The organism is Pseudomonas sp. 58 R 3 (assembly GCF_900006605.1).
Taxonomy (GTDB): domain Bacteria; phylum Pseudomonadota; class Gammaproteobacteria; order Pseudomonadales; family Pseudomonadaceae; genus Aquipseudomonas; species Aquipseudomonas salomonii.
In genome coordinates, this window is the sequence record NZ_CVTT01000061.1 from 479,047 (window position 1) to 501,155 (window position 22,109).

16 protein-coding genes are annotated in these 22,109 nt (G+C 59.8%); 13 read left to right on the forward strand and 3 right to left on the reverse strand.

The genetic code is table 11. The features are described from left to right. Positions 1-209: 209 nt before the first annotated feature. Entirely contained in the window at positions 210-2,171 is a 1,962-nt protein-coding gene (betT, locus tag BFP92_RS20560; protein ID WP_163005536.1) for a choline transporter BetT, read from the reverse strand. 423 nt (positions 2,172-2,594) lie between these two features. Beyond that, a complete protein-coding gene (gene epsC / locus BFP92_RS20565; protein ID WP_065930852.1) occupies positions 2,595-3,521 on the reverse strand; it encodes a serine O-acetyltransferase EpsC in 927 nt (308 codons plus the stop codon). A gap of 166 nt (positions 3,522-3,687) precedes the next feature. On the opposite strand from epsC, the gene BFP92_RS20570 reads away from it, so the two are divergent. The 13 genes from BFP92_RS20570 to BFP92_RS20630 all read left to right on the forward strand — a co-directional run bounded on the left by BFP92_RS20570 (position 3,688) and on the right by BFP92_RS20630 (position 19,772). Further along, on the forward strand, positions 3,688-4,683 hold the full coding sequence (locus BFP92_RS20570) for a D-cysteine desulfhydrase (RefSeq protein WP_065930853.1): 996 nt from the start codon (positions 3,688-3,690) through the stop codon (positions 4,681-4,683). A 278-nt stretch (positions 4,684-4,961) separates the two neighbouring features. Then, positions 4,962-5,756 (forward strand): cystine ABC transporter substrate-binding protein, encoded by a 795-nt coding sequence (gene tcyJ, locus BFP92_RS20575; RefSeq protein ID WP_065930854.1) that lies wholly within the window; start codon positions 4,962-4,964, stop codon positions 5,754-5,756. Further along, positions 5,756-6,421: a cystine ABC transporter permease gene (tcyL, locus tag BFP92_RS20580; RefSeq protein ID WP_017135731.1), complete on the forward strand. Its 666-nt coding sequence runs from the start codon at positions 5,756-5,758 to the stop codon at positions 6,419-6,421. The genes tcyJ and tcyL overlap by 1 nt, the downstream gene beginning before the upstream one ends. Positions 6,422-6,423: 2 nt before the next feature. Further along, positions 6,424-7,170: an L-cystine ABC transporter ATP-binding protein TcyN gene (gene tcyN, locus BFP92_RS20585; RefSeq protein ID WP_065930855.1), complete on the forward strand. Its 747-nt coding sequence runs from the start codon at positions 6,424-6,426 to the stop codon at positions 7,168-7,170. Between the two features lie 313 nt (positions 7,171-7,483). Then, positions 7,484-8,269 carry a hypothetical protein gene (locus BFP92_RS20590; protein WP_065930856.1) on the forward strand — a complete coding sequence of 262 codons (786 nt, stop codon included), beginning with the start codon at positions 7,484-7,486 and terminating at the stop codon, positions 8,267-8,269. 187 nt (positions 8,270-8,456) lie between these two features. Further along, a complete protein-coding gene (locus tag BFP92_RS20595) occupies positions 8,457-9,698 on the forward strand; it encodes an SfnB family sulfur acquisition oxidoreductase (RefSeq protein ID WP_065930857.1) in 1,242 nt (413 codons plus the stop codon). 24 nt (positions 9,699-9,722) lie between these two features. Further along, a complete protein-coding gene (locus BFP92_RS20600; protein ID WP_065930858.1) occupies positions 9,723-10,916 on the forward strand; it encodes an SfnB family sulfur acquisition oxidoreductase in 1,194 nt (397 codons plus the stop codon). Beyond that, positions 10,917-12,269, forward strand: coding sequence for an LLM class flavin-dependent oxidoreductase (locus tag BFP92_RS20605; RefSeq protein ID WP_065930859.1), 1,353 nt, complete (start codon positions 10,917-10,919; stop codon positions 12,267-12,269). It abuts the gene before it with no gap. A gap of 145 nt (positions 12,270-12,414) precedes the next feature. After that, the gene (locus tag BFP92_RS20610; protein WP_065930860.1) at positions 12,415-13,230 is read left to right on the forward strand and encodes a MetQ/NlpA family ABC transporter substrate-binding protein; all 816 of its coding nucleotides are present in this window, start codon (positions 12,415-12,417) and stop codon (positions 13,228-13,230) included. Beyond that, positions 13,227-14,339: a methionine ABC transporter ATP-binding protein gene (locus BFP92_RS20615; protein WP_065930861.1), complete on the forward strand. Its 1,113-nt coding sequence runs from the start codon at positions 13,227-13,229 to the stop codon at positions 14,337-14,339. Before BFP92_RS20610 ends, BFP92_RS20615 begins: the two co-directional genes overlap by 4 nt. Beyond that, positions 14,329-14,973, forward strand: a complete 645-nt coding sequence (locus BFP92_RS20620; RefSeq protein WP_065930862.1) for a methionine ABC transporter permease — start codon at positions 14,329-14,331, stop codon at positions 14,971-14,973. Before BFP92_RS20615 ends, BFP92_RS20620 begins: the two co-directional genes overlap by 11 nt. A gap of 148 nt (positions 14,974-15,121) precedes the next feature. Beyond that, positions 15,122-18,946 carry an Ig-like domain-containing protein gene (locus tag BFP92_RS20625; RefSeq protein WP_065930863.1) on the forward strand — a complete coding sequence of 1,275 codons (3,825 nt, stop codon included), beginning with the start codon at positions 15,122-15,124 and terminating at the stop codon, positions 18,944-18,946. Positions 18,947-19,145: 199 nt separating this feature from the next. Further along, on the forward strand, positions 19,146-19,772 hold the full coding sequence (locus BFP92_RS20630) for a class I SAM-dependent methyltransferase (RefSeq protein WP_065930864.1): 627 nt from the start codon (positions 19,146-19,148) through the stop codon (positions 19,770-19,772). 50 nt (positions 19,773-19,822) lie between these two features. Here the strand turns inward: BFP92_RS20630 and BFP92_RS20635 are convergent, their stop codons facing one another. Further along, positions 19,823-22,003: a glycoside hydrolase gene (locus BFP92_RS20635; protein ID WP_065930865.1), complete on the reverse strand. Its 2,181-nt coding sequence runs from the start codon at positions 22,001-22,003 to the stop codon at positions 19,823-19,825. Positions 22,004-22,109: the final 106 nt, after the last annotated feature.

Below are 22,109 nucleotides of genomic sequence, written 5' to 3' on the forward strand. Positions count from 1 at the left end.
GGCCAGATGACAGTTCGGAGTCAAAACACTTAGTTCACGAATGAAATTAAGTTTAAGAAAGCCCCGTAGAACGGGGCTTTGCGCAGGTTTTTGATCGTTCCCACGCTCTGCATGGGAATGCATCCATTGACGCTCTGCGTCACCTCTGCGGCGGGACGCAGAGCGTCCCAGGCGGCATTCCCACGCGGAGCGTGGGAACGATCGGCGGGTTAGCGCACCAGGTGCAGGAACTGCAGGTGGCGCTCGTACTGGTCGAGGATGTCGTTGATGATCTGCTCCTTGGTGTAGCCCACCAGATCGTAGTCCTGGCTACCTTCACTCAAGTGCACTTCCGCGCGGTAATAGCGGCGGTTGTTGATCTCTTTGGAACCCATGCCACCTCGGGCAAACGACGGCGTGAAGTAGCCGCGCATCTGCACCTGGTAAACGAAAGGATGCTCCTCGCCATGCCCGATTTCGAGGCTGACGCTGTCGTTGGACGGGTCAGGCTGAGTCACCACATTCAGGCCCTTCTCGACAAACACCGCCGTCACTTCTTCGATCGCCGGGCGCACCGTCGCTTCGAGGAAGCGGTACACCTCATCCCGTGACGGGAAGTGCACAGCCTGGCTCAAACGCTGACGCCAGCCGCCACGGCCTTTACGCGCCGCCGACACCGGTGCCAGCGAATGCAGCTGGGCAATCTGCTTCTGCGATTCGAGGTAGAAGGCCTTGTGCAGCCCCCACATCATCAGCAGCAAAATCAGCGAGAACGGCAACGAAGTCAGCACCACCGCCGACTTGAGCGAGTCGATACTGCCGGCAAACAGCAAGGCACTGGTGACCAGCGCCGTCATCGCGCCCCAGAACACCCGCAGCCATTTCGGCCCATCTTCATCGGCGTTGCCGCCTTTGGACGACAAGGTCGATAGCACCACGGTGCCGGAGTCGGCCGAGGTGACGAAAAACACGAAGCTGATAAACACCGTGACGGCGATCACCGTCTTGCTCCACGGGTAGGTTTCCAGCAGCAGGTAGAGGCTCATCGACGGGTCATCGATAGCCGACTGGCCCAGCGCGGTCATGCCGTGATTGAGCACCTGGTCGATGGCGCTGTTGCCGAAAATCGACATCCACGCCAGGGTGAAACCCAGCGGGATCAGCAGCACACCGAACACGAACTCACGGATGGTACGGCCACGGGAAATACGCGCGATAAACAGGCCCACGAACGGCGACCATGCGATCCACCAGGCCCAGTAGAACACCGTCCAACCGCCCAGCCAGTCGCTGGGTTTGTCGTAGGCGTACACATCGAAGCTCTTGGTCGGCAAGGCGCCGAGGTAGTCACCGATGTTCTGGATCAGGGTGTTGAGCAGGTGCTGGGTAGGGCCTGCGAACAACACGAACAGCAGCAGCGCACAGGCCAGCAGCATGTTGATGTCGGACATCACTCGCACGCCCTTGTCGACACCGGCCACGGCCACGAGGATCGCGGCGCCCATCATCAGGGTGATCAGGCCGACCTGAATCCACTGCGTGTGCGCGATGCCAAACAGGTAGTCGAGACCGGAGTTGAGGTGCAACACGCCAAACCCCATGTCGGCGCCCAGGCCGAACACCGTGGCAATGATGCCGAAACCGTCCACCGCATAACCGATGGGGCCGTTGATGCGTTTGCCGATCAGCGGGTACAGCGCCGAGCGCAGCGCCAGCGGCAGGTTATGCCGGTAGGCGAAGTACGCCAGGGCCATGCCGACGAAGGCAAACACGCCCCAGCCATGCAGCCCCCAGTGCAGAAACAGGATCTGCATGGCCTGGCGAGCGGCGTCGGCATTCATCGGCGCGCCCTGAGGCGGCTGCACCAGGTGCGTCAGCGGCTCGGAGACGCAGAAGAAAAACAGCGTGATGCTGATCCCGGCGGCGAACAGCATGCCGGCCCAGGACAGGTAACTGAATTCGGGCTCGTCGTGGTCGGCACCGAGTTTTATCTTGCCGTAGCCCGATAGCGCGGTGACCACCACGAAGACCAGATACAGCGTCATCGCCAGCATGTAGTACCAGCCGACCGTGTTGGCCGCCCAGTTTTGCGCCGCCAGCAGCCAGGCACCGGCCTGTTGCGGGATAGCGATGACAGTGATGCCGAACAGCAGGATGAAGGTTGCGGCAAAGTAGAAAACCGGCGCATTCATGCGCACCAGGCCGCTGGATGGGGTGGACGATGCACTCATGAACGATGCACCCCGAAGGTGTGTGATGTGGCTGTAAATAACGGACTCAGCAAAGGTAAGCCTCCTGTTGTGAGCGGGCAGCGAACCACCGGGTTTAACTTGAACGAGCATTCAAGTTAAACATAGGTAGGCGGTTTGGGACTAATCGCAGGGCTGAGTGGTAGACAATTCCTACACTAGCTCAAGGATTGGTATGACGGGCGCGAGAGGTAAATCGTTCAGCGATTACGGGTCTAATTTGAAATGCGGTTAAACCTGTGGGAGCTGGCTTGTCGGGTCGCCACATCGCTGCGATAGCGGTGGGTCAGTCAGCAAATCTGTAACTGACAGATCGCTATCGCAGGCAAGCCAGCTCCCACAGTTGATCGGTGTTTGGCTCAAATACTATTTCTGCGCACCGTCGTCATGCTGCAAATTCGCCTGCGTAATGTTCGCCGCCGCCGGCACGCTGCGGGTCAGCCACACATTGCCGCCGATGGTCGAGCCCTTGCCGATGGTGATGCGCCCCAGGATCGTCGCCCCGGCGTAAATCACCACATCGTCCTCAACAATCGGATGGCGCGGATGGCCTTTCTGCAACTGCCCGTCCTCATCCGCCGGGAAGCGCTTGGCGCCCAACGTCACGGCCTGGTAGATGCGCACGCGCTCGCCGATGATCGCGGTCTCGCCGATCACCACACCGGTCCCGTGGTCGATGAAGAAACTCGGGCCGATCTGCGCGCCGGGGTGGATGTCGATGCCGGTGGCCGAGTGGGCAATCTCCGCGCTGATCCGCGCTAGCAACGGCAGCCCGGCGCGGTACAGGTGGTGCGCCAGGCGGTGGTGAATCACCGCCAGAATCCCCGGATAGCACAGCAGCACTTCATCCACACTGCGCGCGGCCGGGTCGCCGTGGTAGGCGGCGAGCACGTCGGTGTCCAACAGGCTGCGCAGTGAGGGCAAGGCCAGGGCGAAGTCCTGGATCAGGCGGATGGCCAGTGCATCGACCTCGCTGTCATCCTTGGCGCCCTGGCGCGCGGCGTAACGCAGCTCCAGGCGGGCCTGGGCGAGCAAGGCGTTCAGGGCGACGTCGAGGGTATGCCCGACGTAAAAATCTTCACTTTCTTCACGCAGGTCCACCGGCCCCAGGCGCATCGGGAACAGCGCGCCGCACAAGGACTCAAGAATCTGCGCCACCGCCTCGCGGGACGGCAACTCACGGCCACCGTGTTCGCCACTCAGGCGACCATTGCGCGTGCGCCACTGGTCCCGGGCGCTGCGCAGCTGGCTGACGATGGTCTGTAATTGCCAATGACTGGAACGCTCACTCACGGTATTCACTCCTGACGATATGGCCGTCACTTTACGGTATGCACCCTGGCCGCCCTTAAGAACCAATGGTGTGATGCTAAGAACTATCCGGCATAAGCGATTGGCGGTTGCCCGATGAAAAGTGCCTGCCTATAGTCCCCCCATCACTTAGCCACTGTACGTCGCCATGATCAAACAACAGCTCGACCGTTTTAACCGCCTGGAACTGCTGGGCGGCGCCACCGCCCTGGAAAAACTCGAGCGGCTGTCGGCCTGGCTGGGCAGGGACGTTTACGTCAAACGCGACGACACCACACCGCTGGCCATGGGCGGCAACAAGCTGCGCAAACTTGAATACCTGGGCGCCGATGCCCTTGCGCAAGGTGCCGACACCCTGGTGACCGCCGGCGCCATCCAGTCCAACCACGTGCGCCAGACCGCCGCGCTGGCCGCCAAGCTCGGCCTGGGCTGCGTGGCGCTGCTGGAAAACCCCACCGGCACCGAAGACCCCAACTACCTGGGCAATGGCAACCGCTTGCTGCTGGAGTTGTTCGACGCCAAAGTCGAATTGGTCGAAAACCTCGATAACGTCGACGACCAGCTCAACGCCCTCGCCGACCGCCTGCGCAGCAACGGCAAGAAGCCCTACCTCGTCCCTATCGGCGGCTCCAATGCCTTGGGCGCCTTGGGTTACGTGCGCGCCGGGCTGGAGCTGGCCGGGCAGATCGAAGACAGCGGCATTGAGTTTGCCGCCGTGGTACTGGCCTCGGGCAGCGCCGGCACCCACAGCGGCCTGGCGCTGGCGTTGAGTGAAGTGCTGCCGAATCTGCCGGTGGTGGGCATCACCGTGTCGCGCACCGAAGAAGCCCAGTTCCCGAAGGTACAAGGCTTGGCCGAACGCACCGCCGAGTTGCTGGGCGTGGACATTCCCGAAGCCTTCAAAGTGATTCTGTGGGACGAATATTTCGGCCCGCGCTACGGCGAACCGAACGCCGGCACCCTGGCAGCGGTCAAGCTATTAGCCAGCCAGGAAGGCTTGCTGCTGGACCCGGTCTACACCGGCAAGGCCATGGCCGGTTTGCTCGATGGCATCGGGCGTCAGCGGTTTGAGGACGGCCCGATCATTTTCCTGCACACCGGCGGGGCACCGGCGTTGTTTGCGTATGACTCGGTGCTTAACTGAATAACACGGATCAAACTGTGGGAGCTGGCTTGCCTGCGATAGCGGTGTATCAGCCAACACATTTGGAACTGACGGACCGCTATCGCAGGCAAGCCAGCCCCCGCATTGGATCAACTTAATATTCCATAAAGAAATATCAAATTAATTTTATATTATTTTCAAGTCTTAAAAACTGGCTTTATAGTCGCGCCGCAGGCGAAGACGCGCACCGCGCTTTAAGGCAGGATACGACTACTGCGTCACCTGCTTCGCTCAACATAAAAACACAGGGGCTGTTCATGACTATTTCTGTATTGCGTCGCACGTTGCTGGTTGGCACTTTGGGCTTGGCACTCGGGGCTGGTCTGATGGGCCAAGCCATCGCGGGCGAGCAGCTGGACAACATCAAGAAAGCCGGCGAAATCAAGATCGGCCTGGAAGGCACCTACCCGCCGTTCAGCTTTGTCGATGAAAGCGGCAAGCTCAGCGGCTTTGAAGTCGAGCTGTCCGAAGCGCTGGCCAAAGAGCTGGGCGTCAAGGTCAAGCTGCAGGCCACGCCGTGGGACGGCATCCTCGCCGCCCTGGAATCCAAGCGCCTGGACGCGGTGGTCAACCAGGTGACCATCTCCGAGGAGCGCAAGAAGAAGTATGACTTCTCCAAGCCTTACACCGTGTCCGGTATCCAGGCGCTGGTGCTGAAGAAAAACGTCGACAGTATCAAGACCGCCGACGACCTGGCCGGCAAGAAAGTCGGTGTGGGCCTGGGCACCAACTACGAACAATGGCTCAAGGACAACCAACCCAAAGCCATCATCAAGACCTATAACGATGACCCGACCAAGTTCCAGGACCTGCGCATCGGCCGTATCGACGCCATCCTGATCGACCGCCTGGCCGCGCTGGAATACGCCAAGAAGGCGCCGGACACTGCTGCGGCCGGTGATGCCTTCTCTCGTCAGGAAGCCGGTATTGCCCTGCGCAAAGGCGAGCCGGAACTGCTCGACGCGGTGAACAAGGCCCTCGACAAGCTGCGCGCCGATGGCACCTTGAAAAAGCTGTCCGAGAAGTACTTCAACGCTGACGTCACTGAATAATGGAAGCAGGTTTCCAACTCGCGCTGGACTCCGCGCCCTTTCTGCTCAAGGGCGCGTACTACACGGTGATTCTTAGCCTCGGCGGGATGTTTTTCGGCTTGCTGCTGGGCTTCGGCCTGGCCTTGATGCGTTTGTCGCGCTTCAAGCTTCTCAGCTGGACCGCCCGAGTCTACGTGTCGTTCTTTCGCGGCACGCCCTTGCTGGTACAGCTGTTTTTGATCTACTACGGCTTGCCGCAAGTGGGCATCGAGCTGGATCCGATTCCGGCGGCCATGATCGGCTTTTCGCTGAACATGGCCGCTTACGCCTGTGAAATCCTGCGCGCCGCGATCAGCTCCATCGAGCGCGGCCAATGGGAAGCTGCCGCCAGCATCGGCATGACACGCGCGCAGACCCTGCGCCGGGCCATCCTGCCGCAGGCCATGCGCACGGCCTTGCCGCCGCTGGGCAACAGCTTTATTTCGCTGGTCAAGGACACGGCGCTGGCCGCCACCATTCAGGTGCCGGAGTTGTTCCGTCAGGCACAGCTGGTGTCGGCGCGCACCTTCGAAATCTTCACCATGTACCTGTCCGCCGCCCTGATCTACTGGATCCTGGCAAGCATCCTGGCGCACTTTCAAAATCGCCTGGAAGACCGGGTCAACCGGCATGACCTGGAGTCCTGAGCATGATCGTGGTTGAAAAACTGACCAAACAATTCAACGCTCAGGTGGTACTCAACGGCATCGACCTGGAGGTCAAGGAAGGCGAAGTGGTCGCCATCATTGGCCCCAGCGGCTCCGGCAAGACCACCTTCCTGCGCTGCCTGAACTTCCTCGAAGAACCCACCAGCGGCCGTATCAAGGTTGGTGATATCGAGATCGACAGCAGCAAACCGCTCAACCAGCAACAAGGCCTGGTGCGGCGCTTGCGCCAGCATGTGGGTTTTGTGTTCCAGAACTTCAACCTGTTCCCGCACCGCACCGCGCTTGAAAACGTCATCGAAGGCCCGATCGTGGTCAAGAAGATGCCGCGCGAGGCGGCGACCGCACTCGGTCGCAAGCTCTTGGCCAGGGTCGGCCTGGCAGGCAAGGAAGACGCGTACCCACGGCGGCTGTCCGGCGGCCAGCAACAGCGCGTGGCGATTGCGCGTGCCTTGGCCATGGAGCCGGAGGTGATTCTGTTTGACGAACCCACCTCGGCGCTCGACCCGGAGCTGGTCGGCGAAGTGCTGGCGACCATCCGCAGCCTGGCCGAAGAAAACCGCACCATGGTTATCGTCACCCACGAAATGAGCTTTGCCCGCGATGTGGCCAACCGGGTGATCTTCTTCGACAAAGGCGTGATCGTCGAGCAAGGCGAAGCCAAGGCGCTGTTTGCCAACCCCAAGGAAGAGCGGACCAAGCAGTTTTTGAGCAAGTTTCTAGCCCACTGACAGTTTTTGTGGGAGCTGGCTTGCCAGCTCCCACCTAACAGCGTTCCTACACAAAATCCTCGTTCCCATCAGTAAAACACCCCGCCAAACCCGCCTTAAAATCCCCCGCCGCGTCAGCCTTTTCTGAATCTGCTCCAACTCGCCGTTTAGCCTTTTGCCGCCATTGACGCCCGCTGGCCAACCCTCTTATCTAGCGCACAGAGGATTGGATCCTATCCCGGCTACTCACTGAATCGTTCCTTTCGGCACCTTACGCGCAAACGCGCCACGGGCGCCGGAACGATTGCTGCTGGCTGCATCAAGGAGATTACTTATGACGCGCACCGCACCTCAGGCCACGTTCACCGCCCCAACCCTGCCCCAGGCAAACCGACACGGCATCAATGCCCTCGCCGCGACCCAATTGCAGGTGGATATCGCGCCTTACCCTGGCATGGACGAGGGCGACCTGATCGAACTGTTCTGGAACAACTGCTTTGCCGACTCGCGTCGGATTACCGCGTGCAAGGTCGGCACGCTGACCCGCCTGCGTGTACCCGAAAGTTTTATTCAGGATGGCACCGCACGGGTTCACTATCAGGTCATGCAAGTCGGCCACGGCCCGGCACGTTCAGACCTCACTCAGGTGCCCGTGAAGACCTGCTATCCGGGTGGCCACCCCTGCGCACTGCTGGACGATGAAAACCAGAACCTCGCCCCCGTGGGCCTGCCCGAGACCATCCGCCGCTACGGTGTCAACGGCAGCCAGGTGCGGCGCGGCATCCCGCTGACCATCCAGCCCTACCTGAACATGGCCACGGGCGACGCCATCACCCTGCGCTGGGGCGATGTGCGCCTGGACCTGCCAAGAATCCAGGCCAAAGGCGTCGGCCTGCCGGTGCAGGTGTGGGTGCCTTCCACAGTGATTATCGAAGCGGGCGACGACAGCCGCCTGGACGTGACCTACTGCATTCTCGATCGGGTCGGCAATAATTCGCGCTGGGCACCGGTACGCACCTTGAACATCGCTACTTGCGCGCCACAGCCGCCAGCCCGCCCCGTCAGGGCCGCGACGACCTATCAACCGCGCCAGCCCGGCTCGCCCTGCGAGCCCGGGTGACAGCCCTTCTATGCATATTCCAATAAGTTAGTTTATTTAAAAATTTAACACGCTTAGGGTATATGCACCGGACCACCGGACATCTCTGATTTTTCTGTTTTTATTTCATTGAATGCGAGGTCGGTATGGTCAGAATTACCCCGGTGCATAACGCCAGGGCATTACGTGCAGCCAAGGAGCGGCGCTGATGTCTAACTTGGCTCTAACACCCCCCCAGAGTGATCTGGACGTAGCCCCACTGCTCTTGCCTGCCACGGTGCTGCGCAACGACGCCCAGGCGTTAAGCGCGGCCCACGAGCTGGCTCAGGCCGCGCGCCTGCAAGCGGCCAAACGCGACCAGCAGCGCAAGCTGCCCTGGGCGCAGCTTGAACAGTTCACCCGCAGCGGGCTGGGCAGTATTTCCATTCCCAGTGAATACGGCGGCCCCCAGGTGTCATTCGTGACCCTGGCCGAAGTGTTCGCGATCATCAGCGCTGCGGACCCGGCCCTCGGGCAAATCCCGCAGAACCATTTCGGCATTCTGCACTTGCTGCAAAGCACCGCCACCGAGCGCCAGAAAAAGCAGCTGTTCCAGAGCGTGCTCGACGGTTGGCGCATCGGCAATGGCGGCCCCGAACGCGGCACCAAAAACACCCTGGAACTCAAGGCGCGCCTCACTGCCAAGGGTGACGGCCATGTGATCAGCGGCCAGAAGTTCTACTCCACCGGCGCCTTGTTCGCCCATTGGGTCGCGGTAAAAGCACTGAACGATGACGGCAAGCAAGTCATGGCGTTTGTGCGCCGTGGCACGCCAGGGCTGCGCATCGTTGACGATTGGTCGGGCTTTGGCCAACGCACCACCGCCAGCGGCACGGTATTGCTCGATCAGGTGCCGGTGGACGCAGAGTTGATCGTCGACAACTGGCGCCTCGGCGAAAGCCCGAATATTCAGGGCGCCGTCTCGCAACTGATCCAGGCCGCCATCGATGCCGGCATCGCCCGTGGGGCGCTGGATGACACCATCGCCTTCGTGCGCGAACGTTCGCGCCCGTGGATCGACGCCAAGGTCGAACGCGCCAGCGATGACCTGTACGTGATCGCCGATATCGGCAAACTTAAAATCGAACTGCACGCCGCCGAAGCCCTGCTGCGCAAGGCCGGCAAGCTGCTGGACGAAGTCAGCGCCGCACCGATCACCGCGCACTCGGCCGCCCGCGCCTCGATCGCCGTGGCCGAGGCCAAGGTGCTGACCACCGAAGTGTCGTTGCTGGTCAGCGAAAAACTCTTCGAACTGGCCGGCAGCCGCGCCACCCTCGCCGAATTCAACCTCGACCGCCACTGGCGCAACGCCCGCGTGCACACCCTGCACGACCCGGTGCGCTGGAAGTATCACGCCATCGGCGCGTATCGGCTGAACGGCACTTTGCCTGCTCGACATTCCTGGATCTGACCGACCAGACATCTGGAGAAACCCATGACTTTTTCCCCTAACGTCGCGGTCATCACCAGCGACGAACAAGCCCTTGTTGTCGCCAGCGACCTGGCCGAAGACTTTGCCCGTGACAGCGCCCAGCGTGACCGCGAACGCCGTTTGCCGCTGCCCGAACTGGACGTGTTTTCGCGCTCCGGCCTGTGGGGCATCAGCGTGCCCAAGGAGTATGGCGGCGCTGGCGTTTCCAACGTCACCCTGGCCAAGGTCATCGCCCTGATTGCCCAGGCCGATGCCTCGCTGGGCCAGATCCCGCAAAACCATTTTTATGCGCTGGAAGTGCTGCGTGTGAATGGCAGCCCGGCCCAGCAAAAACGCCTGTACGCCGAAGTACTCGCCGGGCAACGTTTCGGCAACGCCTTGGCGGAACTGGGCACCAAAACCGCCCACGACCGCGTCACCTCCATCAGCCGCGACGGCGATGGTTTTCGCATCAGCGGCCGCAAGTTCTACTCCACCGGCGCGATCTACGCCCAGCGCATCCCTACTTCGGTGGTGGATGAACACGGCGTGCAGCAACTGGCGTTTGTGCCCCGCGACAGCGAGGGCTTGAGCGTGATCGACGACTGGAGTGGTTTCGGCCAGCGCACCACTGGCAGCGGCTCGGTGGTGTTCGACAACGTGTGGGTGGCCGCCGAGGACGTGATCCCGTTCCAGAGCGCCTTCGAGCGCCCGACCACCGTCGGCCCGCTGGCGCAGATTCTTCACGCCGCCATCGACACCGGCATCGCCCGCGCCGCCTTTGAAGACGCGCTGCACTTTGTACGCACCAAGACCCGCCCATGGATCGACGCCGGCAACGACAAGGCCAGCGAAGACCCACTGACGCTCAAGAGCTTCGGCCACTTGAGCATCCGCCTGCACGCCGCCGAAGCCTTGCTGGAGCGCTCGGGTGAATACCTCGACCGCGCCCAGGCCGACAGCAATGCCCAGACCGTCGCAGCAGCCTCCATTGCTGTCGCTGAAGTGCGCGCATTGAGCACGGAAATCTCCCTGGCCGCCGGCAGCACCTTGTTCGAGTTGGCCGGCAGCCAGGCCACTCTGGCCGAGCATGGCCTCGACCGTCACTGGCGCAACGCCCGGGTGCACACCCTGCACGACCCGGTGCGCTGGAAGTACCACGCGGTGGGCAATTACTACCTCAATGATGAAAACCCGCCACTGCGGGGGACCCTCTGAATGGCCAAGAAAAAAATCCTGCTCAATGCCTTCAACATGAACTGCATCGGGCATATCAACCACGGCCTGTGGACCCACCCACGGGACACCTCGACGCAATACAAAACCGTCGAATACTGGACCGACCTGGCGCAAACCCTGGAGCGCGGGCTGTTCGACGGCTTGTTCATCGCGGATATCGTCGGCGTCTACGACGTGTACCAGAACGCTATCGACGTGCCGCTCAAAGAGTCGATCCAACTGCCGGTCAATGACCCGTTGCTGCTGGTATCGGCCATGGCCGCCGTGACCAAAAACCTCGGTTTCGGCCTCACCGCCAACCTCACCTACGAGCCGCCGTACCTGTTCGCCCGACGCATGTCCACGCTCGACCACCTGAGCCGTGGCCGGGTCGGCTGGAATATCGTCACCGGCTACCTCGACAGCGCGGCCAAGGCCATGGGCCTGACCGAGCAGGTCGAGCATGACCGGCGCTATGACCAGGCCGATGAGTACCTGCAGGTGCTGTACAAACTCTGGGAAGGCAGCTGGGAAGACGACGCGGTGCTCAATGACCCGAAGCAACGGGTCTACGCGCAGCCGGGCAAGGTGCACAAGGTCGAGCATCACGGCGAGTTCTATCAGGTCGAGGGTTATCACCTGTGCGAACCCTCGCCACAGCGCACGCCGGTGCTGTTCCAGGCCGGCAGTTCGGACCGTGGCCTGCTGTTTGCAGGGCGCCATGCCGAGTGCGTGTTTATCAGCGGCCAGAACAAGGCCGCGACCAAAGCCCAGGTGGACAAGGTGCGCGCCAGTGCCGTCGAGGCCGGGCGCAACCCGGAGGACATCAAGGTATTCATGGGGCTTAACGTGATCGTTGGCGCCACTGAAGCGCTGGCCTGGGCCAAGCACGCCGAGTACTTGAGCTACGCCAGCCCGGAGGCCGGCGTGGCGCATTTTTCAGCGTCCACGGCGATTGATTTTTCTCAATACGGGATCGACGAACCGATCCAGTACGTGAAAAGCAACGCGATTCAGTCGGCCACCAAGAACCTGCAGAACAACGACTGGACCCGGCGCAAATTGCTCGAACAGCACGCCTTGGGTGGGCGCTATATCACCTTGGTCGGCTCGCCCGAGCAGGTGGCTGATGAGCTGGAATCCTGGATCAGCGAGACGGGCCTGGATGGCTTCAATTTGACGCGGATTGTGACGCCGGAAAGCTATGTCGACTTTATCGATTTGGTGGTGCCGCAGTTGCAGAAACGTGGGTCGTACAAGACGGCTTATGAGGCCGGCACCTTGCGCGAAAAAGTCTTCCACGCCGGCGCTCGCCTGCCCGAACAACACACCGGATCAACCTACCGACACTGAACCAAAACTGTGGGAGCGGGCTTGCTCGCGAAAGCGGTGTGTCAGCAAATGTATCTGGTGACTGATTCACCGCATTCGCGAGCAAGCCCGCTCCCACATTAGATCCTCATCGTTTGCTCGAATCTCTTATGACTGGAAATCGATTATGAAAAAAACACGGCTCTCCCACCCAGTCAAAGCACTGGCCCTGGCCTTCGGCTTGTTCGGCTCGGCCGTATTTGCCGCCGACGCACCGCTGAAAATCGGCACCACCGCCGCCTTCGCGATTCCCCTCGAAGCCGCCGTCGCTGAAGCCGGCAAGCAGGGCCTGAAAGTCGAGCTGGTGGAGTTCACCGACTGGATCGCGCCCAATGTCAGCCTGGCCGCCGGCGATATCGACGTGAACTACTTCCAGCACATTCCGTTCCTGGAAAACGCCAAGGCCGCCGCCGGTTTTGACCTGGTACCGTATGCGCCGGGCATCATCAACAACGTCGGGCTGTATTCCAAGAAGTACAAAACCATCAACGACCTGCCCCAAGGCGCCAGCGTGGCGATTGCCAACGACCCGATCAACAGCGGTCGCGGCCTGCAATTGCTGGCCAAGGCCGGGCTGATCACCCTCAAGCCGGGCGTGGGCTACAAGGCCACCGAAGAAGACATCATCGCCAACCCGAAAAAGCTCAAGATCCTGCAAGTCGAGGCCGTGCAGCTGGTGCGCGCCTATGACGACGCCGATCTGGTGCAGGGTTACCCGGCCTATATCCGCCTGTCCAAGACCTTCGATGCCGAGTCGGCGCTGCTGTTCGACGGCCTCGATCACCCGGAATACGTGATTCAGTTTGTGATCCAGCCCAAGAGCAAAACCGACCCGCGCGTGATCAAGTTCGTCGACATTTACCAGCACTCGCCAGTGGTACGTGCGGCGCTGGATAAATCCCTCGGCAAGCTCTACCAGGTCGGCTGGGAAGATAAAAAATGACCGCCGCCAACGCCCTACTGCGCGACCTGGGCACACCGCCCAGGAACGCCGAGCAGACAGAGCTGCACCCGGACCTGAACCGCGCCCATGTGCGTTTTATCAACCTGGGCAAAACCTATGACGGCGCCGTGCATGCCCTGCAAGGCATTGATCTTGCGATCCAGCACGGTGAAGTGTTCGGCATTATCGGCCGCAGCGGCGCGGGCAAGTCGTCGCTGATCCGCACCATCAACCGCCTGGAGCAACCGAGCAGCGGGCGTGTATTGATTGATCAGGTGGACATCGGTGAGTTCGACGAAGACCGCCTGGTGGCGCTGCGGCGGCGCATCGGCATGATCTTCCAGCACTTCAACCTGATGTCGGCCAAGACCGTGTGGCAGAACGTCGAACTGCCGCTGAAAGTCGCCGGTGTGCCCAAGCCGCAGCGTGAGCAAAAGGTGCGGGAACTGTTGGAACTGGTAGGCCTCAAGGACAAGCACACAGCCTACCCGGCGCAACTTTCCGGCGGGCAGAAACAGCGCGTGGGCATCGCGCGCTCGCTGGTGCATGACCCGCAGATTCTGTTGTGCGACGAGGCCACTTCAGCCCTCGACCCGGAAACCACCCAGTCGATCCTCGGCCTGTTGCGCGAGATCAACCAGCGCCTGGGCCTGACCATCGTGTTGATCACCCACGAGATGGCGGTGATTCGCGACATCTGCGACCGCGTGGTGGTATTGGAACACGGGCGCATCGTCGAGCAAGGCCCGGTGTGGCAGGTGTTCGGCAATCCGCAGCACGAGGTCAGCAAAACCCTGCTGGCGCCGTTGCAACACGGGCTGCCGGACGAACTGCAAAGTCGCTTGCAGGCTGAACCTTCGTCGACGGCGGCGGTGGTGTTGCGGTTGCAATTTACCGGCAGCACCGCAGACGAACCGGACCTGGCCGCATTGTTCAGCGCCCTCGGCGGGCGCGTGCGCTTGCTGCAAGGCGGCGTGGAACGCATTCAGGGGCATGCCCTGGGGCAATTGTTGCTGGCCGTGAATGACTCGCCCCACAACGCCGAAGCGTTGCGCAACCGTGCCGGACACTGGGCACAACAGGTGGAGGTGCTGGGCTATGTGGTTTGACCGTTTATTACAGGGCGCCATCGACACCTTGTTGATGGTCGGCGTGTCATCGCTGATCGCGTTGCTGGTGGGGATTCCGCTGGCGGTGTTTCTGGTCACCAGCGACAAGGGCGGCATCTATCAGGCTCCGGCGCTGAACCGCGTGCTGGGGGCGTTCGTCAATTTGTTCCGCTCCATTCCGTTTTTGATTCTGATGGTGGCGCTGATCCCGTTCACCCGGCTGATCGTCGGCACCACCTATGGCGTGTGGGCCGCCGTTGTACCGCTGACCATCGCCGCCACGCCGTTCTTTGCGCGGATTGCCGAAGTGAGTTTGCGTGAGGTCGATCACGGTTTGATCGAGGCCGCACAGGCCATGGGCTGCCGCCGCTGGCACATTATCTGGCATGTGTTGTTGCCCGAAGCGCTGCCGGGAATTGTGGGTGGTTTTACGATTACCCTGGTGACCATGATCAATTCATCGGCCATGGCCGGGGCGATTGGGGCTGGAGGCTTGGGGGACATTGCGTATCGGTATGGCTACCAGCGGTTTGATACGCAGATCATGCTGACCGTGATTGTGCTGCTGGTGGTGTTGGTGGCCGTGATTCAGTTGGGTGGGGATCGGTTGGCGCGGGGTTTGAACAAGCGCTGAGGCGCCTTCGTAGCTGCATGGATGAGGGGGGGTACCGCTCATCGGGACTGTCAGTTCTCACAGTAGAATCGAATGCTGCCCGACGTGCCTTATTTACCTTCCCCAAAGCGCCATTTGAGCGCGCCCTTAATCCAGCAAGGTGATGGCTATGTCTACTATGCCCGTTCCCTATGATGATCTGCCGACTGACCCCTATTCGGCTTATCCCCCGGTCGACCTGACTAAAGTCAAGTACCCTGAAACTCTCGACAACTCTCCCAACAGTCCTCGTGCCACGTGGGGCCTGGGTATCGAGAGATTATTCCCCGTGGGCATAGCGATAGAGGCTTGGAATGACCTAAATATCGGCGACTATTACGGCTGTCGCTGGCGTGATCTGAACAATCCTATAGCCTCGGACTTCGTCAAAGAGTTACTACCCCGCTACCACCTGTTTATTGACGGAAAGAAACTGCCGGAGGGCATCTCTCCGATGTTTTGTCGGGTCGTGCGGGCGGGCAGCAGGAATGAGAGTCGCTCTGCCACACAATGGGTGTTGATCAAGACCACACGGCCGGGCGGTGAAGACCGAAAAGAATGGGAACCGTGGCACAGCGAGTTGAGGCTGTCGGTAGAAGGCCTGGAACCGGGCTCGATCATTGACGCCGATACATTTAGTGGCGGTATATATTGCTTAATCGAAAATTATGAAAACCGCAGCCGGAACGATGTCATCACCATCGATTGGGGCGGCATAACCTTCGAATATACGGTAAGTCCCTTAGAAGCGAGCGGGACTAAAGCGCTCAGAATCAGGGTCCCAGATGGCAAAAACGAAGACGGCACAGCCAACCCCGCACTAAAGAATGTACTCAACGAAGGTCCGCAGCGTGGGCCGTTCGAAGTCAGATTCAAGGTCGTGGATGTAGTGGGGAACACGTCCGGGGGCAAGTACCATTTTTCCAAAGGCTTTCCATTACTCTCGAATCTGGACCCCAAACTGCTCCCCGCTCCAAGTTTTAAAGTGAACGGCCTGGATGAGTTTGAAGCTGATCTTGATCAACAGGAAAGGCCGCTGTTTCAGCTGACTACCTTCCCACCTCGGGCCGCCAAAAAACCCGTGCCACTCAACAAGGTCAGGGCCAGCTTAAGAATCTTCAGCGAAGACAACGTATTAATTGAGTCCGTTGACTTGGGAGAGATTCCTGATACGAACGGGGGGGTTGAAACGTTCAGTGTTGCCTATGAGCACGTTGCGAAAGCAGCGGGGGGCCGGTTTACGGCGTTCTATACCGTTTCCAACGCCGCCGGGACGAAGACATCGGGGAGCACCTTTGTCAGGGTTCTGGGCACAGCAACACACATGCCAGCGCCTGACATCAGTCCGATCGAAGGCACGCTCATGCCCCTCGACAAGGATGCTATCGTCAAAATTCCTGAATATTTCCCCTTCTATAAAACGGGAAGGGAAATGGTGGTGTTCGCACAGGGAGAGCCCGGTGAAGGTGGCTTGCTCTATACTGACACCCGTCTGGCGGGAGAGCAGGGCGGCGTACGTGACGTGCTCAAGGAAAACCTGAAGATATTTCAAGACAAAGGTCTTTTCCAAGTACATTACATCGTCAACAACGGGATGAATCTTCCCTCCTCCATCCGCCATTCAGAAAAGCGCTCGGCCGAACTGGGGGTTCGCGCAGTCGAAATACCTGCGCCGGTCGTTACATATGCCGAAGACGGCAACATCGATCCTAAAAATGTGAAACGCTCCATTTTGCTGATGTCGTTTCCCTACATTGGCGCGACCCCTGGCTGCACACTGGTTTGGAATGCCATCGGGGCCGACTACGATAGCTCAGACAGCGGCAGTATTCTCATCGACTCATCGACCGAAGGTCACCTTTTACCAGAGCTTTTGGTTGAGCTGAAAAAGGAAGTAGTACTCGGGAATGTCGATGGCGAAGTCTCGTTCAGCTACAGCGTGCAGCGGGCCGGCGCGGCCAACAAGCCGAAAGTCTATACGCGCTCCGAAGTACTCAACCTCACCGTTGGCCCCAAAGTAGTGATGGACACACCCATCGTCGTGGAGGCCGATAAACTCTTGCAGGATGAAGTTCATCCCAAAGACGTCTTGAACGGCGCCACAGTGCGAGTTAACTACTCCTCCATGCGCAAGACTGATGACATTATTGTCAGTTGGGCAGGTGAATTTGGTATCAGCATCATTGAGGTTCACGCAAAGGGCAACCCGCTGACCAATAGCGTTGACGTGCGTATCCCGCCTCATATCATCGCCTTGGGTATCCGGGAGGGCGGCAACAACATCACCGTGCAGTATCGTTTCAGTCGGGGGAACAGGACTTATACATCCAAACCTCTAGCCATCCGACTGAAGCTGGTGACGGCACTGCCCGCACCGACGATAAACGGTATCAAGGACGCACTCTTCCCCTTACTGGCATTGGGCAACGAGGTGAAGATCGAAGTTGATCGGTGGATCCTGATTCAGAGAAACCAACGCAAGTTTTTGACCATCGAGGGTACCAACGCTGATGGCACTGCACTCCGGGAAACCGTCTATCTGGCCGACAACGTCACCGACGACGAAGTAGCAAACGGGGTTGCGTTCACCCTGGCGGGAGATACGCTGAGAGCACTCAAGGAGGACTCGGTTCTGAGAGTTATGTTTGGCGTAAGTTATGCGCAACGCGACGAACCGGAGACCGCGGTGCCCTTTGGCAAGCGTGAGTACCGAGTGCTGGCCGTGCCGGCAAGCCTTCCTGCTCCGGCTTTCGACAATAAACCTGGGGCCACACTCTCTGTTTCGCCGTTGAACTACCTGCAAGGGTCCTTCATAAGCGTGAAATATTCCGGCATGACCACGGCGCAAACTATCACTTGTGAGTTGCTGTATCCGGACGGGACTGTCGCCGATATTGCTCCGCAGAAAGGGGTAGCCGCCGGACGAGTCGACGTGACGATCAGCGCGCAAGTCATTGCCATGCTGGTGAATAAAACCGCCACATTACGATACAAGGTCACAACCGGCACCAAGGAAGTCTGGTCAGAACCGCAAATACTGACTGTCGGCACTATCCCCGCAGAAAACTTTCCGATGGCACTGATTAATGTCGCTCCGGACAAAGGCGAACAGAACCTTGCGACGTTTGCCGGCAATGCCACGTTGACGCTGGCCAAATGGCTCTTGATCTTCGCAGGCCAAAAAGTATGGATTACGTGCAGAAGTGTTGGGACAGCACAACTTGCTGTACTGACAGCCTATGAAGTAACCTCCGCCGATGTAACCAAGGGGCTGGTAAATATTCCGGTATCAAGGCCATGGCTTGAAGGCTTGACCAACAACTTTAAAGTAGAGGTGTTGGTCACGCTGGACAAGAGCACCAATATAGAAAATGCTGTTGCGTTTCGGCTTACGGACTATACAGTCAAGGGGCAACTGAGAATTGCGCAACAGGCGATGTATTTGAACGGGGTCTCTATTAAAGAGTTTCCGGCAGCCAGAACGACCGCCGAATCCTTTGGCAATGTACAGTACCGCGTTGCCTCCGGTGGGGCAGGTGGCTATGCCTATAGCTCCAATAACCCAAGAGTCGCATCAGTAGATGCGAGCGGTAAGGTGACCGGAAATGCAAATGGTTCTGCTACGATAACCGCCTTGGACAGAAACGGAACAAAAACCTCCTACGCTGTGTATGTAAGTAACGTGTACCGCCTCCTGTACACTAATACTCCGTTGAACTTTGGACAAGCGTGGGCCTGGGCTGCCTCAGTCGGGGGGGCGTATATGTTTGACGCGGCCATTTATGATATCGCTCGCAACTATATCAATGGAACAAATTTTCTAGTGGGGCGATGGGCTTACTCGGGCGGGGGATGCCCGGCCTACTGGGTAACTTACTACGATAATGCTAACGGAATTTATTGCAGGTATTTAACTGAAACGCACCCTGTAATGTGTTTGCAGCCAATTTACTAACCGCGGTAAGTCCTAAGAAAGGGGCAGCTCTACTTAACCGTAAGCTGTCACTTTCTAACCTCTATTAAATCCGTCGTTCACTCTGCGTCTTGGTCAACCGCCGGCATACGCATCCGCATTCCCCGTCATTTCTGCGCGCACTGGTGCGGCAACTCATAGGGTATAGTCACCTCTCTTCAAACCGCTCGAAGCCTGCGCCATGAAACTCGCCCCCGACGACCTCAACCAGATCACCACCGCCACCCTCGGCCACTACAACAAAGTCGCCGAAGACTTCCGCGAAGGCACCCGCGACCACGACGTGAGCCAGAACATCGACGCCTTGCTGCGGCATATCCACGGCCCGGCGCCGTTTACCGTGCTGGATTTCGGCTGCGGCCCAGGGCGGGATTTGCGCACATTTACGCGCATGGGCCATATTGCCGTGGGGCTCGATGGCTCAGAGCGCTTTGCACAGATGGCGCGTGAAGACAGTGGTTGTGAGGTGTTGCAGCAGGACTTCCTGAAGCTGGATTTACCCGCCGCGCGTTTTGATGGGGTATTTGCCAATGCGGTGCTGTTTCATATTCCCAAACAGGAACTGCCACGGGTGCTCAAGCAGCTGCATGGGGCGCTGAAGCCGGGTGGTGTGTTGTTCAGTTCCAACCCTCGGGGTGAGAATCAGGAAGGCTGGAATGGGCCTCGGTACGGGTCTTACCATGACCTGGAGACGTGGCAAGGTTTGCTGACGGCGGCAGGGTTTGTGGAGTTGGAGCATTACTACCGGCCGGCCGGGTTGCCGCGCGAGCAGCAGCCTTGGTTGGCGAGTGTGTGGCGCAAGCTTTAGAACTCGGTTGCCTGGTCAGACGCTTTCTCGCGAAGGTCTCTGCGGCGCGGTCATTGCACCTGATACACCACCGGTTTTTCACCCACCACCAACGCCGTCACGCTACGCCCCACATACCCCGCTTGCTCCTGCGCAGAAAAATTCACCACCAACCGCGTGCCATCGGCAAACGTGGTCTGCTGCACCTGTTTGTCCGCCGTCAGCCAACGAAAATCGGTCAACGCCTGAGCCGCCAAACGCTGATGCAACGGCCTGAAAAAACGGTCCTGACGCTGAATCACTGGCAGCCGCTGCTTAAGCGTCGCATCTGTGAGGTGATACAGCGGCGGCACGTTGTAGAGCAACTGGGTCAGCTCGTTCTCAGCCCGCACATTGCTCAACTTCAGGTTGTCGAACAGCCAATGGTGGGTGGTGATCACCGAACCGTGGAACACCGCCTGGTACAGCGGCAGGCGCATGGTCGGGTCGAAGTAGAGTGTGCGAAACGGCTCTTTTAACGGCACAGGCTTGAAGAACACTGCCGGCTGCTCCGGCGGGTACCAATTGCCGACGTAATAGGGCGATTGCTTGTCCTGGGTCATCTGCCTATCGCCCCAGCCGATCACCGGTGTCTGCATGCCGTGGGCGAACAGAGTGCCTTGGGCGGTGCTGGCATTGCCGTCTTCGGAACCCGCCGGCAGTTTGAGTACCGTGTTGATCCAGCGGGAGGCGTCGATATTGCCTTGGGCGTTCTGCGCCTGAGTCATCGGCGCACTGTCACGGTAGCTGTCGAACACCATGCCGGTGGCGTAGGCATCCAGGAACCAGGCGTTAAAACCGGCCCTGGCCTGCACCGCCTTCACCCGTGCTTCCAGCAAAGGCCGTATACAGCGCGGGTCGATGTAGTGGCCCGATTGCTGGAAGCCGGTTTTCAGCTTGCCGTCCTTGAGCACAATTGCGCAGTCGCGGTAGGCCCTGGCGCCCAGGTGCGCGGTGGTCCAGTCCGGGTTTTCGCTGGCGGACAAGGCCGTTTCATAGGAATCGTAGGGCGCCATCAGGTAACCGGCTTCGACACCGGCGCGAATCGCTTCGGGATGCCACAGGCCGCCTTCCCAGCCTTCGCCCAGGGTCAGCAACAGGCGCGGCAGCCCGGCGTCGCGCAGGGATTGAATCGTCTGGTTGCCCCAGGTCTCGGGGGTATCGGTCAAGGCCCCGGCAAAGTCCTTGGCCAGCTCGCTGCGCAGCTCACCATAGCGGGCGGCGAGTCGGGTCATGTCCGGGTCTTCGACTTGCCAAGCCTGCCGGGCTTGCTGATTGATCGCCGCATTCAGGCCCCGCAGCAAAACGCCTTGCTCATAACGGTTCAAAGCCTTGGCCCGCGTCAGAACCTGAGTCGCCTGTTTGTCCATCAACCCCTTGAGTGCATGACCGCGCAAGCGTTTGACCAGCAGCGGCCAATCACGCACATCAGCGGGGGCCAGCAGGCTGTTGCCCCACAGGTAGACATGGCTGGCGCCCAGCAGTTTTTTGGCTTCGGGGGTTTGTTGCAGCTTGCCCGCCAGCGGCTCGTAGCGGCCCTGCTCTACCAGCCATTGCCGATAGCGCTTGGCACCGGCCAATGGGTCGGCGTCGCCCAGGTGCAAGCGCAAGGTCATCGGCGCCGTAGGATCAAGACGGGTAAATTCGTGAACCACCGAGAGTGCCAGGCCCTTGGCGTCGGCCTGCCATTTCAACTGATTGTTGTAGGGGTTGGTCAGCAACCAGTTCAATGTGAAGCGGCCGTGATCCATGCCCCATAACGGCAGGCTGAGGTCCTGAGTGGTATTGAGTTCGCCCTGCTCCAGCAAAAACGCTTTCCACACGGCGTTACCGGCCGGTATGTAATGCCCTTCGGCCAAGGGCCAGATCAACCCCTTGCCCATGGCCGCAGCGGGTTGGCGCAGCAGCGGCAATTCACCCGGCTCGCGGGCGCTGAGGGTCAGGGACAGGTCGCGCTGCTCAAGGCGAGCCATCAGGCGATACGCGCCGTTGTCCCACTGCCAGGCAGCCTGCTCGGCACCCGCTTGCATACCACTGACAGCATGGGCAGCCACACCGCTGGACGCCTGCACCGGGGCCTCGCCTGCGGGCGTAACGCGCAGCGCGAGCGTGGCGGGGTCGAGTTCGACACGCCACAGGGCGTTTTCCAACACGGTGCCGGCGAATGCCAGTGGAGACAACAACAGGCTGACAACCAGCAAAAAATGACGCATGGCACGGGCCTTCCAGACAAGATCAGGCCCGGAGGGTAATGCACATAACCCTCAGAAAGTGTTCGAAAACTGTTTCAAAGAACCTTCCCACATCCTTGCAGGAAGG